This is a genomic window from Ochrobactrum teleogrylli, assembly GCF_006376685.1.
Taxonomy (GTDB): domain Bacteria; phylum Pseudomonadota; class Alphaproteobacteria; order Rhizobiales; family Rhizobiaceae; genus Brucella; species Brucella teleogrylli.
This window is the reverse complement of sequence record NZ_VEWL01000001.1, coordinates 123,936-146,245: the sequence shown is the minus strand read 5'-3', so window position 1 is coordinate 146,245 and position 22,310 is coordinate 123,936. Positions and strand designations below refer to the sequence as shown.

The following is a 22,310-nucleotide window of genomic DNA, read 5'->3' as shown; positions in this document are numbered from 1 at the left end:
TCAGATGCCGCCGTGGACGTAGGCAACCTCGTTGCGATTGCCGGGGAACTGCGCCTGCAGCACAAGCGGCTGGATGAACGGCTCCAGCGCGACAAGCGTGCGATCAAGCGCGCCGCGCATATCCTTCACGGTGTTGACGCCCGCATTGATCATGCCGCGCAGATGCTGCGGATTGTTGAACAGGAAATTGATCGCCCCGGCGAGCATGTTCCTGTCCTTCACGATGCGCGCGCCGCCATTCTTGATCAGGCGCTGGAAGGACTCGCGGAAGTTCTGCACATTCTTGCCAGTCAGCACAGCTGTACCCATCATCGCCGGTTCCAGCGGATTGTGCCCGCCTTCTTTGGTCAGCGAATTGCCGATGAAGGCAATCTCGGTCAATTGCAGATAAAGCCCCATTTCGCCAATTGTATCGCCGAGCAGAATATCGGTATCCGCTTCAACGGCCAAGCCACTGCTGCGTCTGGTGACTTTCAGCCCCTTTTCCGCCAGCATCGCTTCGATGGCAGGCGTGCGATCCGGATGACGCGGCACGATGATCGTCACGAGATGCGGATAGCGCACCTTCAGCATCTGATGCACTTCTGCGGCGATTGCCTCTTCTCCATCATGGGTAGAGATCGCAGCCCAGCTGCGCCGTCCGGCGATCTGCCGCTGCAACATGGAGAGCGCTTGCGGATCAGCAGGCGGCGGCGTGGTATCGACTTTCAGATTGCCCGACACGCTGACCGGGCGGGCGCCAAGCGTGCGGAAACGGTCGCCGTCGAGTTCCGACTGGGCCACGACATGAGCGAAATTTTCGAACAAGGCTTCGGCCAGCGCGGGCCGCTTTTGCCATCTGGCAAAGGAACGATCCGACATGCGGGCATTGACCAGCACTTGCGGAATATGACGACCGCCCAGCGACAGCACCGTCGCGGGCCAGATTTCGGATTCGCAGCCGATGGCGAGGTCCGGCTTCCAGTGATTGAGGAATTTGTTGACCGCCGGTTGCAGGTCGAGCGGCGCATATTGATGAATGACCTTGGAGCCCAGCTGATCGGCCACAAGCTTTGCAGATGTCACCGTGCCAGTGGTCATCACGACATGAATGCCGGTGGAGGCAATGCTTTCGATCAGCGGCGTGATGGCAACACTTTCGCCGACACTTGCCGCATGGGCCCAGATGACCGGACCTTGTGGGCGGGCGACGGCTGACTTGCCATAACGCTCACCACGGCGCTGCCGCTCTTCCTTGCCGCGCGACGCGCGATAGGCAATGTAAGGCCCCATGAAGGGATAGGCGGCGGAGCCGAACATGCGATAGGCTGACAATATATTGCGCGCCCAGCGTTCGCTCATTTCGCTTTCTCCAATGCCGCATAGGCGCGCACCGTGGCGTCATTCAGCAGGCGCGTCAGTTCCATGCGTTTTTCTTCCAGTTGCGTTTCATCGGCGTCGGCATCTACCCAGACATTGTCGGCGCGCACAACAACGGACCGTCCAAAAGGCAGTGGAATCGTCGTCTTGTCCCATGACTTCTCCAAAACATGATTTCTCGAGAAGGCATAAGCAACCGGAATGATCGGTCGCCCGGACAATTTCGCCAACAAAATGATCCCCTCGCCGGCCTCACGCGGCGTGCCGTGGGGAATGTCGGCGATGATCGATGCCGACTGTCCTTTTTTCAGCGCATTCTTCAAGGTGAGAAGCGCACGCGCACCGCCTTTTTCTGGCTGTGCCCGCGAGCTGCGCCCGCCGGACCCGCGCACGGTCATGAGACCGAGCTTTTCAGCGACGCGGGCGTTCAGCTCCGCATCGGCGCTGCGCGAAAACATGGCGACCAGTTCGATCCCCTTGGGGCAGATGAACGGCCCCATCAGATGCTGGCCATGCCAGAAGGTCACGATGAAAGGATCGTCCTTGCCGACCAGCGCTTGCGGATCAGCCGAGCCCTTCAGCCGCGTGTTGGTATAATAGACAAGCTTGAAATAGCTCGTGATGAGCCAGACCAATATCGACTTGACGACAGCCGACTGCGCCAGCGGCCCGCGCACGCGCTTCCAAAGACGCTTGGCAAGGCCGTCTTTTTTCTTGCGCCTGTCGGGCTGGGCCGCGGGCTGAACGGACCGCTCTTCGACTTCCGTCATATGTTGGTCTGGACCGGGCAAACTGCTCAGTCCGCCTGCAGGGTCACACCTTCGGGATCGAGCAACCGATGCAGGTGCACGATGAAATAACGCATATGAGCGTTGTCGACAGTCGCTTGAGCCTTGGCCTTCCAGGCGGCTTTTGCGGATTCGTAGTTGGGATAGATGCCGACGATATCGAGGTTTTCGAGATCGCGGAATTGTACGGTTCCAAGCTTGGACAGCTCGCCGCCGAATACCAGATGAAGAAGCTGCTTTTTGTCGCCTTCGACACTCATGACAATAATCCCTGAACAATTTTGGTTCGCGGCATGATTAACCCAACGGTCACTCCGCGACAACACTCAACATTTCACGCAGCAAATTCCCGCTGGCCGCGACAAGAGCGCCGTGGCTCCGCGTCGGACCGCCATAAATGAGCGGAAGAGCATCGTTTGTCAGAATAGCCCCGCCCGACTCACTCAAGATGAGATCGGCTGCAGCCAGATCCCAATCATGCGAATTTGGCCGAATGAAGGTGCCCGCAATATCGCCCCGTGCCACCATCGCAATACGATAGGCAAGCGACGGCACATAGGCATGCAGCTTGACCCTGTCGCGCCATGTTTCTGGAAATATGGTCGTTGCGCTACGCGCCGAAGCGATGGTGAGCGTCCCGCCTTCAGGCGGTAGTTTGACATGGATCGGCGCATCGTTTTGCACCGCACCAAGTCCCTGCCCGGCCTCGATCAGTTCTTTGCGAACCGGACATTCCAAAACCCCGGCAATCGGCCTGCCGTCCTCCACAATCGCGATGCTCACGCACCACTGGTCCTGACCGGCAATATAGGCACGGGTGCCGTCGATGGGATCGACGACGAAAGCGCGCCGCCGCTTTGCCTTGGCGCGGTCATCGGTGGTTTCTTCGGAAATCCAGCCATAATCGGGGCGCGCCGTCAAAAGCACGTCTTTCAGATAGCGGTCCACCGCAAGGTCGGCCTCGCTCACTGGCGAGTGACCGTCCTTCAACCAGACTTCCGGCGAGCGCCCGAAATAACGCATGGCGATGCGTCCGGCCTCGCGGGCGGCATCGCGCAACAGCGCCAGTTCTGCACGGGCTTCGCTCTGTTTGTCAGTTTCCGGCAAGGGTCATGCCTTCGATCACGAGGGTAGGCGCGGTCATCCCGAAATTGCGGTCGATATCCGATGCAGGTGTCAGATTGAGGAACATGTCCTTGAGGTTCGACGCGATGGTGACTTCGCTGACCGGATAGGCCAGCTCGCCATTTTCGATCCAGAAACCGGAAGCGCCACGACTATATTGGCCGGTGATCATATCGACGCCCTGCCCGAACACTTCTGTCACATAAAAGCCCGTGCCGACAGCGCGGATAAGGTCTTCCGGCGACTGCGTGCCCGGCTCGATGGCAAAATTGGTCGAGGCAGGTGAAACACCGGACCCCGAGCGCACGCCGCGTCCGTTGCCCGTCTGGCCCAGTTCGCGGGCGCTGGAACCGGACAGCAGCCAGTGTTGCAGCACGCCATCCTCAATCATGGTCAGCGGCTGGCCCTCAATGCCTTCACCGTCGAACGGACGGGACGACGAGCCGCGCATGCGCAGCGGATTATCGGTGACGTTGATGCCCTGCTTCAATATCTGCTTACCCAGGCTGTCGCGCAGAAAGCTCGTCTTGCGCGCAACCGACGCGCCATTAATGGCGCTGGCCAAATGCCCGGCAATACCGCGTGCGAGGCGCGGATCAAAGACTACCGTGACCGGGCCGGTCTTCGCCTGTCGCGCGCCAAGCCTGCGCACTGCGCGCTCACCGGCACGACGACCGATAGCGTCCGGCGTATCGAGATCGGCGAAATGCAGCCGCGAACTGAAATCATAATCGCGCTCCATCCTGGTGCCTTCGCCCGCAATGGCCGAAACCGAGCGACCGAAGCGCGTGGCGGCATAATGGCCAGCAAAGCCGGTGGAGGTGACAAGCACCAGCCCGCCGAGGCTGCGCGATGCGCCCGCGCCGCCGGAATTGGTCACGCCTTTGACTTCAAGCGCTGCTGCTTCCGTCGCCAGCGCATCCTGCGTCAGACGGTCGGTGTCGATTTCGGTCGTGTCGTAAAGATCGAGATCGCGCGGCGACTTCACCAGCAGCGCCGGATCGGCAAGCGCTTCATAGGGATCTTCCGGCGCAACACGCGCCATGGCGACGGCGCGCTCCGCCAGACGGTCCGGATCGGCACCCGCATTGGCCGAAACGCTGGCGATCCGCCGACCGACAAAAACGCGCAGCGCAAAATCGTCGCTCTCCGACGATTCGGTTCCCTCAACCTTGCCAAGCCTTACCGAGACGCTGACAGAGCGGGCGCGCATCACCACGGCATCGGCATGATCGGCGCCAGCACGTTCGGCAGCCTTCACCAACTGGGCCGCGCGCTCGACCAGCTTTTCCGCTGAATTATCTGAAATCATTGCATAATCCCGCTTTGGCAAGCTCGCCTCCGCCTGACCGGACATTGCATTGTGCAACGGGTCGTGACCGGGACTTGCTAAAAAAATATCGTCAATTTGGTCGACATTGGGCTGATTGCAGCCATATCTTGCTTCTATATTGCCGAAATCGGGGGGCATCAAGGCAAGCCCGTCCACATTTCTCCAAATCCTCACGTCGCGAGACCCGTCCGTCTCCGAACCACAAGAGCGCACAGCATGATTCCGACCGGTGGAAATCTCTACCTACAGGCCCTGATGATCCTTGGCGGCGCCATCATCGCCGCGCCGCTGTTCAAGCGTCTGGGGCTTGGCACAGTGCTGGGCTATCTGGCCGCTGGCATCACGATTGGCCCCGTCGCGCGCCTCATCGCCGATGGCGAGGAATTCCTGCACTTTTCCGAGCTTGGCGTGGTTTTCCTGCTGTTCATCATCGGCCTCGAACTGAAGCCGTCGCGGCTCTGGGCGCTGCGCCACGCCATCTTCGGGCTTGGCGCGGCACAGGTTCTGCTATGTGGCGCGGTTCTCACCGCGCTCGGGATTTATCTGGCTGGCCTCAACCCGGAGGCCGCGATCATCATCGGCTTCGGTCTTGCCCTTTCCTCGACGGCCTTCGCCATGCAGGTGCTGGAGGATCGCGCCGAGACCAACCAGAAGCATGGGCAGCGCGCTTTCGCGATCCTGTTGTTTCAGGACCTCGCCATCGTTCCAATTCTGGCGATCATTCCGGCCCTCTCGCCGAATGAACCCTCGCAGGCAAGCGCGGGCTTTCATCTGGCAACGGCGGTTGCGGCCATCGCCGCGCTCGTCATTGCCGGGCGCTATCTGATCAACCCGATGTTCCGCATCATCGCCAATACCGGCGCGCGCGAGGTTATGATTGCCGCCGCGCTCTTCGTCGTGCTGGGTTCGGCGGGACTGTTGCAGGCCGCCGGTCTGTCGATGGCGATGGGCGCATTCATCGCTGGCGTATTGCTGGCGGAATCCTCCTATCGTCACGAACTGGAAGCCGACATCGAACCGTTCCGCGGTATTTTCCTCGGCCTGTTCTTCGTCGCGGTGGGCCTGTCGCTCAATCTCAGCGTAATTCTGGAATATTGGAAGACGATCCTTCTGGCCGTGCCGGTGTTCATGGTCGCAAAGATCGCCGTCATCTATGTTCTGTGCCGCATCTTCCGCTCCAGCCATAACGACGCCGTGCGCATCGCTTTCCTGCTGCCGCAGGGCGGCGAGTTTGCCTTCGTTTTGTTCTCCGCTGCTTCGGCTGCGGCGATCATCTCCAGCGCGCTTGGCTCTGAACTGGTGGCGGCTGTCACCGTGTCCATGGCGCTGACCCCGCTTTCGGTGGCCATCGGTTCGAAGCTTCTCATCAAGGACAAGCCCGTCGATGAAATCGAAGAGGATTTCGAAGGCGCCGGTTCCGACGTGTTGATGATCGGCTTCTCGCGTTATGGCCAGATCGCATCGCAGATCCTGCTGGCTGGCGGTATCGACGTGACGGTGATCGACAAATCGCCCAACCGCGTACGCGCAGCAGGCAAGTTCGGTTTCCGCATCTATTTCGGCGATGGCACCCGCAAGGATGTGCTGGAAGCTTCCGGTATCCGCAAGGCCAAGATCGTCGCGGTGTGCACACACAATAAGGAAACGACCAACCATATCGTCAGCCTGATCCAGTCGGATTATCCGGATGTGCGCCTGTTCGTACGCTCCTATGACCGCGAGCATACGTTGCAGTTGCGGGCGCAGGGCGTGGAATACGAGTTGCGCGAAACTTTCGAATCCGGTCTGCTTTTTGGGCAGCGCACGCTGGAAGGTCTCGGCATGGCCGAGAACAACGCCTATGCCATCCGCGAGGATGTGCGCCAGCGCGACGAGGACCGGCTGCATGTTCAGGCGTCGGAAGGCATCATGGCCGGGCGGCATTTGCTGTTCAACAAGCCCGTTACGCCTGAACCTCTGGTCAAGCCGACGCGTGAAGGCCAGCGCATAGACAAGACGGTGGATGCGCCTTCGCCTGCCGCCAATGACGATACGATGGAAGATGCAATTCCCGCCGAATAAAGCGGGAGCTAGGACAGCGTCGGAAGATTATCGCCCTCGATAATGCGGTCGAGGGCCTGTTTCAGTTCCTCGCGAACCCCGGCGCTCTGGTCGAGAATCTGATCGAATTTCAGGAAATCGAGCAGCCCGATGCGGCCGACATCCGGTCGCAGAAAAATATGCGGCGGGCGAATGCGGAATTTGTTCTCGATGATCGAACACATGGTCAGCTGATTACCGCCGATGACCGCTTCGAATGTCGTCGGCATATAGTCGTCATCACCGGGCGGCGCCCCAACGACATCAATGCCGATGACGATATCGGCCTTGTCGAACAGAAGATCGAACGGCACCGGATTGAAGAGACCGCCATCGACAAGAATGCGGCCATTGCGGCGCACCGGCGCGAAAACCGGCGGAATGGCGCAGGAAGCCGCAATAGCGGAACGCAAATCCCCATCGACAATCTGAACCTCCTTGGCGGCGTGGAAGTCCGCCGCCGTGATGCTCATGGGAATCTTGAGATCTTCCACATTGGCGGGCAGCGATGCCGGAAGAAAGGCATCGATAATTTTCTCGATGTTGAACTGGCTGACGCGAAAGCCGCCTTTCAGCAGTTCAACCCAGCGGGATGGACGCGTCTGCCACATGCGGCGCGCAACTTCCGAACGGCGATTGAAGATCGCCGCCATATAGTCGTGTATTTCCGTGCCGCGCATGCCGTTCGCCATGCCCGCGCCGACAATCGATCCGATGGATGAGCCAGCGATGGCCACGGGCCTGATGCCCAGCTCGTCCAGCGTTTCGATGATATGCAGATGCGCAATGCCGCGCGCGCCGCCGCCGCCGAAAGCGACGGCAATGCGGGGCGATGACGGCATGGCGTTATCCAACACTCTATCCCCTTGAGAGGAATCTTCGGTTTTTAGGCGCCCAAGGCTCTGGTGAGATTCGGGCTATGGGGAGCCGAAAATGGTGGGGTTTGAGAACCGAAGCGGAGTGTACTTAAAGTACATGAGCACCGGAAGTCGTATGATCCCGAAAAGTTGCAGACTTTTCGGATGAGATCATGCGCATAAACTCAAACCACGCCATTTGCAGGCCGCCATTGCCCGAATATCGCAGAGCCTCAACTCTTAGCAGGTCCGTAAATCAGTATTGCCGGTTCGGCATCGAGCAGCTTCTTGGCAATAGCCTTGATCTGATCGAGCGTCACCGCCTCGATAAGCGCCGAGCGCTTGTCGATATAATCGCGCGGCAGTCCCGCATCCTGCAAGCTGACCAGTGTTTCGGCAATCGCGCCCGAAGAATCAAGATTGTTCACCGCGTAAGACCCCTTGAGGAAGCTTTTCGCGGCGGCAAGTTCGGCTTCCGTCGGACCGTCGCTCGCCATGGCTGCCACCTGCTCGCGAATGATCTTGAGCGAATCCTGTGCCTTTTCCGGGCGTGTCGCGGTGGAGATCACCAAGGCCGTGACATGGTCATGCAACACCAGCTGCGACGAAACCGAATAGGCGAGACCGCGCTTTTCACGCACTTCGGCATAAAGCCGCGAGGTGAAGCCGCCGCCCAGAATGTGGTTCATCAGATAGGCCGCGAAGAAGTCCGGGTCTTTGCGCGGGATTGCCGGATAGACAAACCGGATCGACGTCTGCGGCACATCGAAGGAGAGGCTGGTAGTGGTGCCGAGCGCCAGCTTGACGTCAGGCACCGGCACAAGCTCAGCCGCTGCGGGCAGATCGCCGAACACCTTGTCGAGCATCACGCCAAGGTCCTTGGCATTGATCGCGCCGACCACACCGATGGTCAGCCGGTCGCGGGCGAAATTCTTGCGATGGAACGTCACCAGATCGTCGCGGGTGATCGTCTGGAGCGATTTCGCCGTACCTTCGTCGGGACGCGCATAGGGATGGTTGCCATAAAGCACTTCCGCGAAACGGCGAGCGGCAATGGTGCCGGGGCTGCGCTGTGAAGCCTCGATGCTGGCCACGACCTGACTGCGAATGCGATCAATGGCGGGCTGGTCGAAGCGCGGCTTGTTGACCGCCAGCGCCACGAGGTCCATCACCGCATCGCGATTTTCCGCCAGCATGCGAACGCCGCCGGAAACGGCGTCCTGCGTGGCGGTGAAGCTCATTTCGGCGCCAAGATTATCGATCCGTTCCTGAAACGCATCGGAATCGAGATCGCCAGCGCCTTCATCGAACAGGCCAGTCATCAGATTGGCGAGGCCTTCCTTGCCTGCGGGGTCCTGCGACGTGCCGCCCTTGAACGAGAAGCGCATGGATACCAGTGGCACCGAACTGTCCTCCACCAGCCAGGCATGAATGCCCTTCGGCGAGACGACTTCCTGAATTTCGATGGCGCGCGCAGGCAATGCGCAAATCACGAGAAGCGTCATGGATGCGACCAGAACGCTTGCGAACGAGCGAGCGCGAGAAGCAAAGACGCGTTTGAAGTTCAGCATGATTATGGTCTTCATTGGATCGCTCCCTCTGCACCATTGCCGCTGGCACCGCTTGCGGGCGCGTTGGGGTTCTCACGGGCATTTTCCGGTTCGGCATCGGGTGGCAGGAGGTAGCTGGTCACCGACTGGTCCTTGACGAGATACCGCTCGGCCACATCACGAATCTGATCCACCGTCACGGATTTGATAAGGTCTGGCCATTTCTGGATATCGTCCACGGACTGGCCAACAGAAAGCGTCGAACCATAAATCCGCGCCATACCGGCCTGACTGTCACGCGCGAAAATAACCGCCTTCAGGAAGCGATTGCGCGCCTGATCCAGTTCGGTCTGGGTCACGCCGTCCTTGACGATGCGCGCAAGCTCGGCTTCCACCGCCTTCTCGACCTCGCCCAGCGTTGCGCCGTCGCGCGGTGAGCCATAGACCGAGAACGTGCCGTCATCCAGCGCATCACCGCCATAGGCTGCGCCCGTGTTGGCCGCGATGCCGTTTTTGACGATCAGCGTCTGATAAAGGCGCGAACGGGTCGAGCCGCCGAGAATTTCGCTCAAGAGATCGAGCGCCGGCGCATCACCCGGCTTCACACCGGGAAAACGCTTTTCATTGGCATAGGAAGGAACCAGCCATGACATGCGGAAGGAAGGCGTGCTGATGCGCGCATCATGCAGCGTCACCACGCGTGCGGCATGTTTTTCAGGCTCCTGCGGGCGGTCGCGCGGCAGAACTTCAGCGCGCTTCGGTACGCGGGCCCAGGTCTTGAGCGTCAATTCACGCACGCGTTCCGGCGTCACGTCACCGGCGATGACCAGCGTGGCATTGTTCGGCGTGTAATATTGCTGATAGAAATCGATGGCGTTCTTGAGGCTCAGCTTTTCCATTTCCTGCCGCCAGCCGATCACCGGCTTGCGGTAGGGGTGGTTATAGAACAGCACCGCATCGGTGTTTTCATTGAGCATGGCCGCCGGGGTGGAATCGACGCGCATGCGGCGTTCTTCCAGAATGACTTCGCGCTCGGTCGTCACGGCTTCATCGTTCAGCACCAGATTTTCCATCCGGTCCGACTCGAAATCCATGATCATTTCCAGCGCTTCCGGCGAAACCCGCTGATAATAGGCTGTGTAATCATAGGAGGTGAACGCGTTTTCTTCGCCGCCGATCGACGCGACCTTGGCCGAAAATTCCCCTGCCGGATGGGTTTTCGTACCCTTGAACATCAGATGTTCAAGAAAATGCGCAATGCCGGAAACGCCCGGCACTTCGTCTGCCGATCCGACATGATACCAGATCATCTGCGTCACCACCGGCGCGCGATGATCGGGAATGACCACGACTTTCAGGCCATTGGGCAAGGTGAAATTGCTGACGCCATCCGACTGGGTGATTTCCGGCAGAGCCGCCTGATCAGCCTGATCGCCTTGCGCCTGTGGCGCGGGCGCTGGCTCGGCGGCATCGGTTTGGGCAGGGGGTTGATTTTGAGCTTCAACGGAGCCGGTTGCGAGCGGCAAAGCCAGCGCGAAACCAAGAGCGGTCGATAAAAACAGGCGTCGGAGGGAGGTGTTATTCACCAAGCGACATCTCCAATCGGTTTCATTTCCGCCCGACCTTTCCGGGCGGCATGCTTCAAATCAATATCGGCGACACCGTCGCCGCACAAAAAGAACGCGACGGCAAACACCGCTGCAAATCATCTCAATCGGCTTTGATTTGGATGAGCCGAATGATTGTGCCGCCATAGTTCCGCTCGTCAAGCACAACAAATTGTTCGTCAAGCTCGAGCGAAGCTTCGGCAGCCTCTTCAAGCACCAAAAGTGCGTCAGGATTAAGCCAGCCGCCCTGAAGTGCCGATAAAAATGCTTTTTCGCCCATGCGCCGCCCATAAGGTGGATCTGCGAAGATCAGATCGAACGGTTCCATCGTGCCGACAATGCCAAGCTGGCAGGCGTCACGGCGGAGAATCTTCGTGTGGCCCTGCAAGCCGAGCGCCTCGACATTTTGGCGCAACAGCCCCCGGCCCTCCGCGGATTCCTCCACGAAGGTCGCGTATCGCGCGCCGCGCGAAAGGGCTTCAAGACCAAGCGCGCCGGTGCCTGCGAAGAGATCAAGCACACGCGCGCCTTCCACCTTGTCGGGAAAGCTGTGCGCGAGAACATTGAACAGGCTCTCGCGCGTGCGGTCCGTAGTGGGGCGAATGGCGTTGGTGGACGGTGTTACAAGCGGGCGACCGCGAAACTTACCGCCGACGATCCGCACCGCCGCCTCCCGATCTGCCACCGCCGCCTGGTTTTCCGCCGGTGGGCTTGCCACCGGTCGGCTTTCCACCCGGGCGTCCACCAGGCTTGCCGCCCGATTTGCCAGCTGGCTTTCCACCTTCAGGACCGCGACGCGGGCCGTCGCTGAAACCGCGTGGAGCGCCACCGCTGCGCGCGCCTGAACGCGTGTCGCGATCGGAACCGCCGAAACGGCCCTCACCGCGCGCACCGCCCGGCTTGTCGGACTTATATGGCTTGTCAGACTTGAACGTCTTGCGACCCTCAAAACCGCCCTGCGAGCGCTCGCCGGAAGCTGCATCGCGCAGCTCAGCGCGCTCACGCTTGCCGGGGCGACGCTCCTTGTGCCCATCCTCGCGCTTTTCGCGCGTTTCCGCACGACCACCTTCAAAACGAGAGCCTTCGGCGCGAGGGCCGTAAGAGCGACCTTCCGCTCCCGGCTTGCCGCCAGCGCGCGGACCGCTTGAACGCTGGCCTTCCAGACGCTTGTTGTAACGGCGCTCGCCGCCCTCTTCGCGACCTTGCTCCGCATCGTCCGAACGGCGCGGACGCACCTGCATGTCGCCGCTGAACTTCGCGCCGCGATGCGGCATCTGATGTTCGACGCGAGCAGGCTTGGCAGCGGCCTTCTCGCCCTTTGGACGTGCGCCGGGCGCCATCCACACATTGGCGTTGCCGCGACGGCGCGGCTCGACCTTTTCGGTCTTTTCCTCACGTCCGCGACGGCGTTCCGGGCGGCTGGAAATCCACTCGCGCTCACGCGGTGCGCGGCGGGTTTCGCCTTCCTGTTCCGGTTGAGCTTCTTCCATCTCGCGACGGGTGCGGCCCTGCACAGCGGCATTGGAGAACTCGTTGAAGATCGGCGCGTCGAAATCGGCACCGGAATCTTCAATCAGCTTGTCGCCCAGCTGATCGCGCAGCGTGCGCCCCTTGATTTCGCGCACAGCGCCTTCTTCAAGATCGCCAAGCTGGAACGGGCCGAAGGACACGCGGATCAGGCGACCGACCGTCAGACCGAGCGCGCCAAGAATGTTCTTCACTTCCCGGTTCTTGCCTTCGCGCAGACCAATATTGATCCAGACATTCGCGCCCTGAACACGCTCAAGCTCGGCTTCGATGCTGCCATAGAACACGCCATCGACAGCGATACCGTTCTTCAATTCATCGAGCTGCGGCTGCGTGACCTTGCCATGGGCGCGCACGCGATAGCGGCGCAGCCAGCCGGTAGATGGCAGTTCCAGAACCCGCGACAGCCCGCCATCATTGGTGAGCAGCAGAAGCCCTTCGGTGTTGATGTCAAGACGGCCAACCGACAGCACGCGCGGCATTTCGGCTGGCAGAGCGTCGAACACGGTCGGGCGACCTTCCGGATCGCGATTGGTGGTCACGAGACCCGCAGGCTTGTGGTAGAGCCACAGGCGGGTGCGCTCGGCCTGTTTTAGCGGCTTGCCGTCAACGGTGATGACGTCGGTACGCTTCACATTGACCGCAGGGCTGTCCAGCACCTTGCCATTGACCGCGATACGCCCGGCGGCGATCATCGTTTCCGCTTCGCGGCGCGAAGCGATGCCGACACGCGCCAGACGCTTGGCGATGCGTTCGCTGGTATCTTCTTCGGTTTCCACATCGCGCGGGGCACCCCGGCGCGGACCGGCGCGGCGCGCGTCATCCCGGTCGCCTTCATCGCGGCGCGGTCGGCTGTCACGGCCGGGGCGGTCGCCGCCGCGTCCAGCCGGGCGTCCGCCCGAACGACCCTCGGGGCGTCCACTACGGCCATGAGGCGGCTTGCCGCCCTTGTTATCGTCGTCTTTAGTCATCTGGTATTGGCCTCTCAGCAGCGTTTCCGTATCGCCTTGCACCGTCGAAAGCAGGCAAAGGAATGTCTGGAACGAAAACGCCGTATAAATCTGTTCGCAAATCGGTTTCGATTTCGAGAATTATGCAGTAACAAATCGCTCCAGTGCTTGCGAGCGAAATTTCCCGATCAATGCACGAAATGGAGTGCGCATGAAAGAGCGGGCACCCGCAACCGTTACCGACATGGCAACACCGATGGGCGCCGCGCTGGATGAAGCACGTGCTGCAGGCGCGCGCGGCGAAGTGCCGATTGGCGCTGTTGTCGTTCATGAAGGGCAGATCATCGCCCGCGCGGGAAACCGCACGCGGGAGCTGAACGACGTGACCGCCCATGCCGAAGTGCTGGTCATTCGCCAGGCTGGTGAGGCCCTGCAATCGGAGCGGCTTGTCGATTGCGACCTCTACGTGACGCTGGAACCCTGCGCCATGTGCGCGGCTGCAATTTCCTTTGCGCGCATCCGCCGCCTCTATTACGGCGCATCCGACCCCAAAGGCGGCGGCGTCGAACACGGCCCACGCTTCTACACCCAGCCGACCTGTCATCATGTACCGGAAATCTATGCAGGGTTTTCGGAAGGCGAAGCGCAGAAAATCCTCAAGGATTTTTTTCGCGAGAAACGCTGACCGGTATGTCCGAGCCCACCGTAAGCCGCCGACAGAATATTCTGGTATTTGCGCTTCTCATGCCGCTGATCGCTGTCCTGCTTCTCAGCTGGCTGGGCGCGGTCATTGTTATCAATCGATATTTTCCCGCACTGGCAATCTCGGCGGAAGATGTGCTGAATTATATTCTGGTCGGCGTCATTGCGATTTTTTACATGCCCTGGATTCAGGCGCGAAGCTTTCGCCGCCAGTTGGCAGAGTTTGAAAGCCAGCCACCAGCGCCCGTCAGCATTAGGTGCAAACGCTTTGGTCTCTATTGTATCGCCGCTTTCTCCCTGCTGCTGGCGTTCGGGCCATTATCTTTTCAGAGGCAAATATACAGCTGGGCCTATGGAACAGGGCTGGTGACCCGGTCCATATATCTTATTGAACTGCTATTTCTGGCGGGGGCTTTGCTGGTTATTGGCGTCGCAGCAGGTCTTGCAAAGATCATCACACGCATTCGCGCAAAAACGGCGGCGTCCAAACCGGACCATAAGGATCAAGCCGAAGTGGCCAGAATCTGGCGCGATTGCTTTGGCTTTACCTATTGCCTCTGCGCCGCCTTATGTCTTCTTCCGGGGTTCTTTATCCTCAAATTCCTGTAAGACACGGGGGCTTATCAGCCGCGAGCCTTATGCCCCGTCATATGGCGCAGTGTGTCGTCACGCAGCGCGAAATGGTGGAAAAGCGCCATGAAGACATGGCAGCCGATGACCGCCAGCAGAACCCAGCCGAACAAGCCGTGCAAAGCATTGCCCGGAGATGTCAACGCGTCATTTTTCACGCCTGTCTCCGCGAAAATTTGCAGACCGAGAAACGAAAAGCCATGCCCATTGCCATAAGAACGCAACAAGCCGAGCGCCGGGACGGCAAACATCAGCCCATAAATCGCCAGATGCCCGAGCGATGCCATCTTGCCCACAAGACCGTCTGTCTGCGGACGGCGACCGAGATTCAAAATACCCCAGACGCCACGCAACAAAACCAGCACCAGCAATGCGAAACCGAGCTGGTGATGCATCGACCAGAAGAAACTATATATCGCGCTGTCCTTGGCGAAGACGCGCAGAATGGCCGACATGAACTGCCAGAGAAACAAGAGGGCCATCAACCAGTGAAAGCTTCGGGAGACAACGCCATAACCATTGCGGCTGTCCCAGATCGTGTTTGCGTTGGCCATTGAACTGTATCCTAAAACTGAAAGTGGCACGGTGCCTTATGCCAGCGATGATGTCTTTGATTGAAATCAAATAGATGTCATCTCGAACAATATTAAAAAAATAAATTTATTACGAAACAATACCTTTATTCATCTTGAAAGAGTATATCTCTATTATGTCCGAAACAAAACAGCCACGGCGGATATTCGCGCCATGGCTGCGAAAACTGTTACAGAATAATTCCAAAATTAGTTCCAGGGAAGATAATCGCGCCAGCCCTTGGACTTGCCAGCGGCCTTCTTGCGCTCGCGTTCCTTTTGCGCCTCATCCTGACCCAGTTCGCCGGTAGCGGCGGTGGACGCCGGTTGGCGATAGGCAAGCGGCGGCTCGCTCAGATATTTGCGGTTGGTAGCCGACCCCTGCGTCTGCGCCGCACGCTCTGCCTTCAGCGCGGCGATCTTCTTGGGATCGGCGTTCGGTAAACGGGAATCATATTCTTCGCGGCGGCTGTTGCCGCCCGGCAGCGCCGTCTGCAAATTGCTTGCAACCGGGCCGTCAGCTTCGATCGGAGAGACGAAATTCGGATTGTCACGGTTGGCCGTGATTTCATCGCGCAGGCGCTTACGGCGCTGTTCCGGCGATTCTGGCCAGTTTGCACCACCCGCACTTGCAACATTGTCCTGCGGCGCAGGGAGCTGACCCTTGTCGCCCGGAGCCGGACGTACAAGATCGGGACGCGGCTTGTAGTCGATGCGTTCTTTCTTGTTCTTGCCCTGGCCGAAGCTCGCCATATTGGAAACGTCGTCGAGGAGCTGTGCGCCCGACGTCTTGTCCGTTCCATAGGTTGGCGATGACATGCAGCCTGACAGCGAAAGACCCGCTACAGCCGTCATAAGTATCAGAACTCGTCCGTCAATCTTCATTAGCGCCACTTCTTTTACGCCTGTCGATTCTTTGTTCGCGAGGCTTGCTCCAGCGTGCCTTGCCTCAAAAAACCGGCAACTCCAAGGCAGATCGTAAATTTATCCGAGGACTGCCTTGTACATGAGAGCAACTCATGCGGCAATCCGGCATTAACCGCTATTTCACCATGTTCACGCGCAAGGCTGCAACCCCTGTCACGCAAACAAACAATCCGCCCCGGATGAAACCGGAGCGGATTGCGATCTCTGCAATCAGGCGTTGAGCTTGCCGAGCGCCTTCAATTCGCGCAGTGCTTCGGCATCGCGCGCCGACACTTCCGGGAATTCCGGGTCGGAACCCACATCGGTGGTATAGCGCCACGAACGCGCGCATTTTTCGCCTTCGGCACGCGCTGGCACAACGGCCACGCCCTTCACATCGCCAAGCGTGAAAGCGCCTTCCGGTGCCGCTGCATCGCTGAACGAGATGCCGCTGGTGATGCAGATCTCCGCAAAATCGAGACCATCGAGCGAATCGCTCAGGCTCTTGTCGGAGATATGGACCACCGGGGAAGCTTCCAGCGACGAACCGATGCGCTTGTCGGCGCGTTCCAGTTCGAGAGCGCCGGTCACGACGCGGCGAACCGCGCGCACCTTGCGCCACTTTTCAGCCAGCACGTCGTCGCGCCATTCGGCCAGCGTCGGGCGGAACTGCTCGGCATGAACCGAAACCGACTGCGGATAACGGTCGAGCCATGCTTCTTCCATGGTGAAAGGCAGCATGGGTGCCAGCCAGGTCGTCAGGCGGTCGAAGATTTCGCGCACGGTCTGCAATGCGGCCTTGCGGCGCACGCTAGACGGCGCATCGCAGTAAAGCGCGTCCTTGCGGATATCGAAATAGAAGGCCGAAAGCTCGACGTTCATGAAATCGATCAGCGAGCGCGCAATGCGTTTGAAATCGAAGGCATCATAGCCGGAGCGGACGACTTCATCCAGTTCGGTCAGACGATGCAGCATCAGGCGTTCAAGTTCCGGCAGATCGGCATAAGCGACGTTTTCGCCTTCATCATGCGCCAGCGTGCCCAGCATCCACCGGATGGTGTTGCGCAGCTTGCGATAGGCGTCGATATTGGTCTGGATGATGCTCTTGCCGAGACGCTGATCTTCCCAATAATCGGTCGTCATGACCCAGAGACGCAGGATATCCGCGCCGGATTCCTTAATGACGTCCTGCGGCGTTACCGTATTGCCGAGCGACTTCGACATTTTTTTGCCGTGCTCGTCCATGGTGAAGCCATGGGTCACGACGGCATTATATGGCGCGCGACCGCGCGTGCCGCAGCTTTCGAGAAGCGACGAATGGAACCAGCCGCGATGCTGGTCCGAGCCTTCGAGATAGACGTCTGCGGGCCACTTCATGTCCGGGCGGTCTTCCAGCGTGAAGGTGTGGGTCGAACCGGAATCGAACCACACGTCCAGAATGTCGCGCACCTGCACCCAAGGCTCATTGGCGCGGTTGCCGAGGAACCGCTCGCGCGCGCCTTCGGCAAACCATGCATCGGCACCTTCGGCTTCAAAAGCATCGAGAACACGCTTGTTGACCGCATCATCCTGAAGGATGGTGCCTTCCTCATCCACGAAAACGCAGATCGGCACGCCCCATGCGCGCTGGCGTGAAAGCACCCAGTCCGGGCGGCCTTCAATCATCGAGCGCAGGCGCGTCTGACCGGCAGCCGGGACGAAACGCGTATCGTCGATGGCCTTCAGCGCGCGCGAACGCAGTGTGGTGCCGTCGCCAAGGTTCTTGTCCATATAGACGAACCATTGCGGCGTGTTGCGGAAGATGACCTGCTTCTTGGAACGCCAGGAATGCGGATAGGAGTGCTTCAGGCGACCACGGGCGAAGAGCTTGTCACGCGCGATGAGCTGATCCATCACCGACTTGTTGGCGTCGCCCTTCTTGCCGTTGTCGTCGATGACGCGCGCGGGGCCGCCTTCGCGATCCGGACCGAAGCCCGGCGCGTCCTTGGTATAGTAGCCGCCATCGTCGACCGGGAACGGGATGCTCGGATCGATACCGCGCGCTTCCAGCTCGCGAACATTGTTCATCCAGGCTTCAAAGTCTTCGCGACCATGGCTTGGCGCGGTGTGGACGAAGCCCGTGCCCGCATCGTCGGTCACATGGTCACCGTCGAGCATCGGCACTGCGAACTCATAGCCGCCGCCAAAGCCCTTCAGCGGATGATCGAGCACGACCTTGCCAAGCTCATCGGACGAAACACTGCGCAGGCGCTTGAATTGAAGCTTTGCCTTGGCGAAGCTTTCTTCGGCCAGCTTGTCGGCGAAGATGAGCTTTTCGCCAGGACGCGGGCCAAAATCATTCTCGGCTTCCGTGACTTCATAAAGCCCGTATGCGATACGCGACGAATAGGACACAGCGCGGTTGCCGGGGATGGTCCATGGGGTGGTCGTCCAGATCACCACATCGCTGCCAGAAAGTTCGCTCTGACCAGCGACCGGGAACTTGACCCAGATCATATCCGACTCGACATCGTGATATTCGACTTCGGCCTCGGCGAGCGCGGTGCGTTCGACAACCGACCACATCACCGGCTTGGAACCGCGATAAAGCTGACCGGAAGCCGCGAACTTGAGAAGCTCGCCAGCGATACGCGATTCAGCATGGAAGTTCATCGTGGTATAGGGGTTTTCGAAATCGCCGAGGATAGCAAGGCGCTTGAACTCATCCGTCTGGACCTTGATCCAGTTGGCGGCGAATTCCCGGCATTCCCTGCGGAATTCGTTGATCGGCACTTCGTCCTTGTTCTTGCCTTCGGCGCGATATTTTTCCTCGATCTTCCACTCGATCGGCAAGCCGTGGCAATCCCAGCCCGGAACATAGTTCGAGTTGAAGCCGCGCATCTGGAACGAGCGGGTGATGACGTCCTTAAGGATCTTGTTCAGCGCATGGCCGATATGGATATTGCCGTTGGCATAGGGCGGGCCATCGTGCAGCACATAGAGCGGGCGGTCTTTCGCCTGCTCGCGCAGCTTCTTGTAAAGGTTCATCCCCTCCCAGCGCTCGACGAACAGCGGTTCGCGCTGCGGCAGGCCCGCGCGCATCGGAAATTCTGTCTGCGGCAGATTGAGGGTTTTTGAGTAATCGATCTTGGTCGTCTCGGTCATGATGGGTATTCGCCTGTGGAGCCTCGGCCAGAAATGGCGGGCATGTGGATCAACGATAACAGGGGGACTGTAAGAGCACAGCCGGTCGTTCCCGGACCTCCGCACCAGTTATTGCCTGGCAAAACAGCCATTCAGGCAAAGCGGGAGGCCGGGCCAATAATTCGTATGGCCGTCATGATAAGCCGAAAATCCGTCATCATGGGCACGCTTTTAGCAATGAGCTTTGCAGGAATAAAGAGGCCAGGGGAACAAAGACGCAATAAAACTGCATCTCTGCCCCTGAATATCTTCACAGTAGCATCGGCATTGGCTGCCGAATGGTCTTAGTCAAGCGAGAAGTCGAAGCGATAGGTCGCCGACACGCCAACCATGAACTGGTCGCGCGAGCCGCGCTCCTTGACGATGCTCGAATCCTTCGCCGGGCCTTGCAGGCGGGTATATTCACCGAACAGGCTGGTATCGATCTTGTCGGTCGCCTTCCAGTTGATGGCGCCGCCGAAACCGGCCGATTTGAAACCCCCGCCGGGATTATATTCCGACAGGCCGGAAGCCGCGGATTCCTCGGCATCGACGCCGTAATAGGTCTTGAAATAGTCCTTCGACGCGAAGGTCGCGCGCGGACCCGCAGAAACGCGGATGACTGGCGTGACATCATAAAAGGCGTCAGCGGAAATGTCGGCAACCACGCCCTTATGGGCGCGAATGCCCTGGCGCACCTCGCCGCGCACGCGCATCCAGTCGGTCGGATAGACTTCGGCAAAGCCGCCCACTTCACCGCCGAACTTGGTGTCTTTCAGTCCGTGAATGTCGTCGTCGCGTTCGAACAGCAGCTTGCCTGCCAGACCGGCGCGGATGCGGTTGTTGTCGATCAGTGCGAAAGAGACATTGTCGTTGCGCGAGGAAAACCGCGTCGACTCGCCCTGACGGCCGAGCGAAATCAGCGGCTGCGCGGAAAAGCGATATTTGTTCGAGCCTTCAAACTTGGGCGCAACCAGCCCGGCGGCGCCGACCTTCAGATACCAGTCACCAGACCAGAAATGCTTGCGGGTCGGCTGAACCGTCTCCGCGGCATAGATATCGGTCTGCTGCACATCGGCGGCATAAGCGATGGAACCGAAGGGAATGAGAGTGCCTGCAACGAGGGCCAGTGAGAGAATACGCAAAACAAGATCTCCGACAAACAGCACCTCGAAAATGCGCAAGGTGTTTAACACTCTCTGACCGAAATACGTAAAATTTAACTTAAATCTTAGGTAGAAAAATAGCTCTTTACAATTCACTCGAAAGAAAGAGCGCGATCCAGCTCTGAAAGCGGGCGCGCGCCGGCCAGCAAGGCGCGGGCCTCTTCTTCATCGCGCTTCATCTGCACGATCAGCGCGTCCAGCCCGTCGAACTTCACTTCACCCCGCAAAAAGCCGAAGAACGAAACGCAGGCGTCTTCGCCGTAGAGATCGCCGGAGAAGTCGAACAGGAATGTTTCAAGAAGCGGCTTACCGTCGCTATCCACCGTCGGGCGGCGACCAAAACTGGCGACGCCGTCATGCAGACTGCCATCCTGCCTGCGGAAGCGGACGGCATAGATGCCATGTTTCAAGCTGGTCTGGGCGCTGACCTGCATATTGGCCGTGGGGAAGCCCAGCGTGCGTCCAAGCTTCTTGCCGTGGATGACTTCGCCGCAAACGGCATAGCGATAGCCGAGCAAACCTGCCGCTCCGGCAACATCGCCGTCGCAAAGCAGATTGCGAACCCGCGTGGACGAAACGAGATTGTCGCCCTCATCGGTAAAGGCATCGACCAGCGTCACGTGGAAACCAGCGCCCTCGCCTGCCTGCAGGAGAAATTCCGGCGTGCCGCGCCGACCTTTTCCGAAATGGAAATCATAGCCAGTCACGACACGGCTGGCATGAAGCTTTTCGACCAGTATATGCTGCACGAAATCCTCCGCCGACTGGCTGGAGAATTCAGCGGTAAAAGGCTGTTCCACCACCGCATGGAAGCCCATATGCCGCAGGATCGATGCCTTTTCACGCGCATCGGTGAGGCGGTCGATCGGCTCGTCCGGCTTGAAGAAGCTGCGCGGATGCGGCTCGAATGTCAGCACGACCGCAGGCAGATTTTCCTTGGCCGCGATTTCCAGCGCCCGCTCGAGCACGGCCTGATGTCCGCGATGAACGCCATCGAAATTGCCGATGGCCACCACGCAATTGCGCAGGCGCTCCGGCAGGGTGTCGGTTCCCGAAAGGCGTTGGAAATCAGAGTTCGTCATGGTGTGCCTGAGTCTTGACTGGCTTATATCGGGGCTTGCTGATCAGACGAGTGCATAAAGCGAGGCGACCGGGCGATGGCCGTGTTTCTCCAGAAACGCTTCCATCTTCTCAAGATCGACGGCCCCGTTATCCGCATAATCGGCAGCGTGCACGCCGCCCGAAATATAGAGCACATCGAGACCGAAACCGGCAGCGCCCTTCACATCGGTCAGCACACCGTCGCCAATGCCGAGAATACGGCTTTTGTCGACGGCTCCGCCGCGAATTTCTTCCGCCGCATGGAGCGCCGCCTCGTAGATCGGGCGATGCGGCTTGCCGGCGATCAACGTGCGCCCGCCCAGCTGGCCGTAATCGCGCGCAAGAGCGCCTGCACACCAGACAAGACGCGGACCGCGCTCGACCATGATGTCGGGATTGGCGCAGATGAAAGGCAGATTGCGCGAACGCAGACGCTGCAGCAGATCGGCGTAATCGGCAGGCGTTTCCACATCGTCATCGGCAAGACCGGTGCAAACGACACCATCGGCCTCGAATTCTTCCACCAGCTCCACATCCAGCCCATCATAGATCGACAATTCGTTCTCACGACCGATATGCAGAACCTTGCGCGGACCTTCGGCGATCAGATCGCGGGTCACATCGCCGGAGGTGACGACACGGTCATAGGTATCCGCAGGCACGCCCAGCATTTCCAGCTGCGCTTCGACACCCGGATGCGGGCGCGGAGAATTTGTGACGAGAATGACCGTGACGCCTCTGGCGCGGGCGCGCTTCAGCGCATCGACAGCAGCCGGATGTGCAGCAACGCCATTATGCACCACGCCCCAGACGTCGCAGAAGAACACGTCATACTGGCCGGCCAGGTCATCGAGGCTTTCAAGCTGCTTCATAGTCTTCCTCTTGATATTCCATTT

At 59.5% G+C, this 22,310-nt stretch carries 19 protein-coding genes; 3 read left to right on the top strand and 16 right to left on the bottom strand.

Going from position 1 to position 22,310, the window contains the following annotated elements:
- From waaA to FIC94_RS00630, 5 genes are read right to left on the bottom strand one after another with little or no spacing between them, the layout of a single operon-like run.
- Complete coding sequence (gene waaA, locus FIC94_RS00650) at positions 1–1,341, bottom strand: lipid IV(A) 3-deoxy-D-manno-octulosonic acid transferase (protein ID WP_109367785.1); 1,341 nt, start codon at positions 1,339–1,341, stop codon at positions 1–3.
- Positions 1,338–2,129: a lysophospholipid acyltransferase family protein gene (locus FIC94_RS00645; RefSeq protein WP_140023566.1), complete on the bottom strand. Its 792-nt coding sequence runs from the start codon at positions 2,127–2,129 to the stop codon at positions 1,338–1,340. Before FIC94_RS00645 ends, waaA begins: the two co-directional genes overlap by 4 nt.
- Before the next feature lie 26 nt (positions 2,130–2,155).
- Entirely contained in the window at positions 2,156–2,407 is a 252-nt protein-coding gene (locus tag FIC94_RS00640) for a DUF4170 domain-containing protein (protein WP_109367787.1), read from the bottom strand.
- 49 nt (positions 2,408–2,456) lie between these two features.
- Positions 2,457–3,254 carry a 3'(2'),5'-bisphosphate nucleotidase CysQ gene (locus FIC94_RS00635; RefSeq protein WP_109367788.1) on the bottom strand — a complete coding sequence of 266 codons (798 nt, stop codon included), beginning with the start codon at positions 3,252–3,254 and terminating at the stop codon, positions 2,457–2,459.
- Complete coding sequence (locus FIC94_RS00630) at positions 3,241–4,584, bottom strand: TldD/PmbA family protein (RefSeq protein ID WP_140023565.1); 1,344 nt, start codon at positions 4,582–4,584, stop codon at positions 3,241–3,243. Before FIC94_RS00630 ends, FIC94_RS00635 begins: the two co-directional genes overlap by 14 nt.
- A gap of 237 nt (positions 4,585–4,821) precedes the next feature.
- Here FIC94_RS00630 and FIC94_RS00625 point away from each other — a divergent pair, with 237 nt between their 5' ends.
- A complete protein-coding gene (locus tag FIC94_RS00625; protein ID WP_109367789.1) occupies positions 4,822–6,666 on the top strand; it encodes a monovalent cation:proton antiporter-2 (CPA2) family protein in 1,845 nt (614 codons plus the stop codon).
- An 8-nt stretch (positions 6,667–6,674) separates the two neighbouring features.
- Here the strand turns inward: FIC94_RS00625 and FIC94_RS00620 are convergent, their stop codons facing one another.
- From FIC94_RS00620 to FIC94_RS00600, 5 genes are all read right to left on the bottom strand, one after another.
- The gene (locus FIC94_RS00620) at positions 6,675–7,538 is read right to left on the bottom strand and encodes a patatin-like phospholipase family protein (RefSeq protein ID WP_109367790.1); all 864 of its coding nucleotides are present in this window, start codon (positions 7,536–7,538) and stop codon (positions 6,675–6,677) included.
- Between the two features lie 236 nt (positions 7,539–7,774).
- Positions 7,775–9,127, bottom strand: coding sequence for a M16 family metallopeptidase (locus FIC94_RS00615; RefSeq protein WP_109367791.1), 1,353 nt, complete (start codon positions 9,125–9,127; stop codon positions 7,775–7,777).
- Positions 9,124–10,677, bottom strand: a complete 1,554-nt coding sequence (locus FIC94_RS00610) for a M16 family metallopeptidase (RefSeq protein WP_140023564.1) — start codon at positions 10,675–10,677, stop codon at positions 9,124–9,126. The genes FIC94_RS00615 and FIC94_RS00610 overlap by 4 nt, the downstream gene beginning before the upstream one ends.
- Before the next feature lie 124 nt (positions 10,678–10,801).
- The gene (gene rsmD, locus FIC94_RS00605; protein ID WP_109368034.1) at positions 10,802–11,362 is read right to left on the bottom strand and encodes a 16S rRNA (guanine(966)-N(2))-methyltransferase RsmD; all 561 of its coding nucleotides are present in this window, start codon (positions 11,360–11,362) and stop codon (positions 10,802–10,804) included.
- Positions 11,343–13,196, bottom strand: a complete 1,854-nt coding sequence (locus FIC94_RS00600) for a pseudouridine synthase (RefSeq protein ID WP_140023563.1) — start codon at positions 13,194–13,196, stop codon at positions 11,343–11,345. Before FIC94_RS00600 ends, rsmD begins: the two co-directional genes overlap by 20 nt.
- A 190-nt stretch (positions 13,197–13,386) precedes the next feature.
- On the opposite strand from FIC94_RS00600, the gene FIC94_RS00595 reads away from it, so the two are divergent.
- Together FIC94_RS00595 and FIC94_RS00590 are read left to right on the top strand one after the other, a co-directional pair.
- Positions 13,387–13,860, top strand: coding sequence for a nucleoside deaminase (locus FIC94_RS00595; protein ID WP_140023562.1), 474 nt, complete (start codon positions 13,387–13,389; stop codon positions 13,858–13,860).
- Positions 13,861–13,919: 59 nt separating this feature from the next.
- Positions 13,920–14,486, top strand: coding sequence for a hypothetical protein (locus tag FIC94_RS00590; protein WP_140023561.1), 567 nt, complete (start codon positions 13,920–13,922; stop codon positions 14,484–14,486).
- 14 nt (positions 14,487–14,500) lie between these two features.
- Here FIC94_RS00590 and FIC94_RS00585 read toward each other — a convergent pair whose 3' ends face one another.
- The 6 genes from FIC94_RS00585 to FIC94_RS00560 all read right to left on the bottom strand — a co-directional run bounded on the left by FIC94_RS00585 (position 14,501) and on the right by FIC94_RS00560 (position 22,286).
- Positions 14,501–15,061, bottom strand: a complete 561-nt coding sequence (locus FIC94_RS00585; RefSeq protein ID WP_140023560.1) for a cytochrome b — start codon at positions 15,059–15,061, stop codon at positions 14,501–14,503.
- A gap of 228 nt (positions 15,062–15,289) precedes the next feature.
- Positions 15,290–15,964 (bottom strand): hypothetical protein, encoded by a 675-nt coding sequence (locus FIC94_RS00580; protein ID WP_109367796.1) that lies wholly within the window; start codon positions 15,962–15,964, stop codon positions 15,290–15,292.
- 252 nt (positions 15,965–16,216) lie between these two features.
- On the bottom strand, positions 16,217–19,129 hold the full coding sequence (gene ileS / locus FIC94_RS00575) for an isoleucine--tRNA ligase (protein WP_140023559.1): 2,913 nt from the start codon (positions 19,127–19,129) through the stop codon (positions 16,217–16,219).
- A gap of 323 nt (positions 19,130–19,452) precedes the next feature.
- A complete protein-coding gene (locus tag FIC94_RS00570) occupies positions 19,453–20,292 on the bottom strand; it encodes a MipA/OmpV family protein (protein ID WP_109367799.1) in 840 nt (279 codons plus the stop codon).
- A 113-nt stretch (positions 20,293–20,405) separates the two neighbouring features.
- Complete coding sequence (locus tag FIC94_RS00565) at positions 20,406–21,395, bottom strand: bifunctional riboflavin kinase/FAD synthetase (RefSeq protein ID WP_140023558.1); 990 nt, start codon at positions 21,393–21,395, stop codon at positions 20,406–20,408.
- Positions 21,396–21,437: 42 nt separating this feature from the next.
- The gene (locus tag FIC94_RS00560; RefSeq protein ID WP_140023557.1) at positions 21,438–22,286 is read right to left on the bottom strand and encodes a TIGR01459 family HAD-type hydrolase; all 849 of its coding nucleotides are present in this window, start codon (positions 22,284–22,286) and stop codon (positions 21,438–21,440) included.
- Positions 22,287–22,310: the final 24 nt, after the last annotated feature.

Coding starts and splice junctions, on each gene's coding strand:
- FIC94_RS00645 (WP_140023566.1), bottom strand. CDS start 2,129: ATGACGGAAGTCGAAGAGCGGTCCGTTCAGCCCGCGGCCCAGCCCGAC.
- FIC94_RS00565 (WP_140023558.1), bottom strand. CDS start 21,395: ATGACGAACTCTGATTTCCAACGCCTTTCGGGAACCGACACCCTGCCG.
- FIC94_RS00625 (WP_109367789.1), top strand. CDS start 4,822: ATGATTCCGACCGGTGGAAATCTCTACCTACAGGCCCTGATGATCCTT.
- FIC94_RS00600 (WP_140023563.1), bottom strand. CDS start 13,196: ATGACTAAAGACGACGATAACAAGGGCGGCAAGCCGCCTCATGGCCGT.
- ileS (WP_140023559.1), bottom strand. CDS start 19,129: ATGACCGAGACGACCAAGATCGATTACTCAAAAACCCTCAATCTGCCG.
- FIC94_RS00640 (WP_109367787.1), bottom strand. CDS start 2,407: ATGAGTGTCGAAGGCGACAAAAAGCAGCTTCTTCATCTGGTATTCGGC.
- FIC94_RS00580 (WP_109367796.1), bottom strand. CDS start 15,964: ATGAAGATTGACGGACGAGTTCTGATACTTATGACGGCTGTAGCGGGT.
- FIC94_RS00590 (WP_140023561.1), top strand. CDS start 13,920: ATGCCGCTGATCGCTGTCCTGCTTCTCAGCTGGCTGGGCGCGGTCATT.
- FIC94_RS00615 (WP_109367791.1), bottom strand. CDS start 9,127: ATGAAGACCATAATCATGCTGAACTTCAAACGCGTCTTTGCTTCTCGC.
- waaA (WP_109367785.1), bottom strand. CDS start 1,341: ATGAGCGAACGCTGGGCGCGCAATATATTGTCAGCCTATCGCATGTTC.
- FIC94_RS00630 (WP_140023565.1), bottom strand. CDS start 4,584: ATGATTTCAGATAATTCAGCGGAAAAGCTGGTCGAGCGCGCGGCCCAG.
- FIC94_RS00560 (WP_140023557.1), bottom strand. CDS start 22,286: ATGAAGCAGCTTGAAAGCCTCGATGACCTGGCCGGCCAGTATGACGTG.
- FIC94_RS00585 (WP_140023560.1), bottom strand. CDS start 15,061: ATGGCCAACGCAAACACGATCTGGGACAGCCGCAATGGTTATGGCGTT.
- FIC94_RS00595 (WP_140023562.1), top strand. CDS start 13,387: ATGAAAGAGCGGGCACCCGCAACCGTTACCGACATGGCAACACCGATG.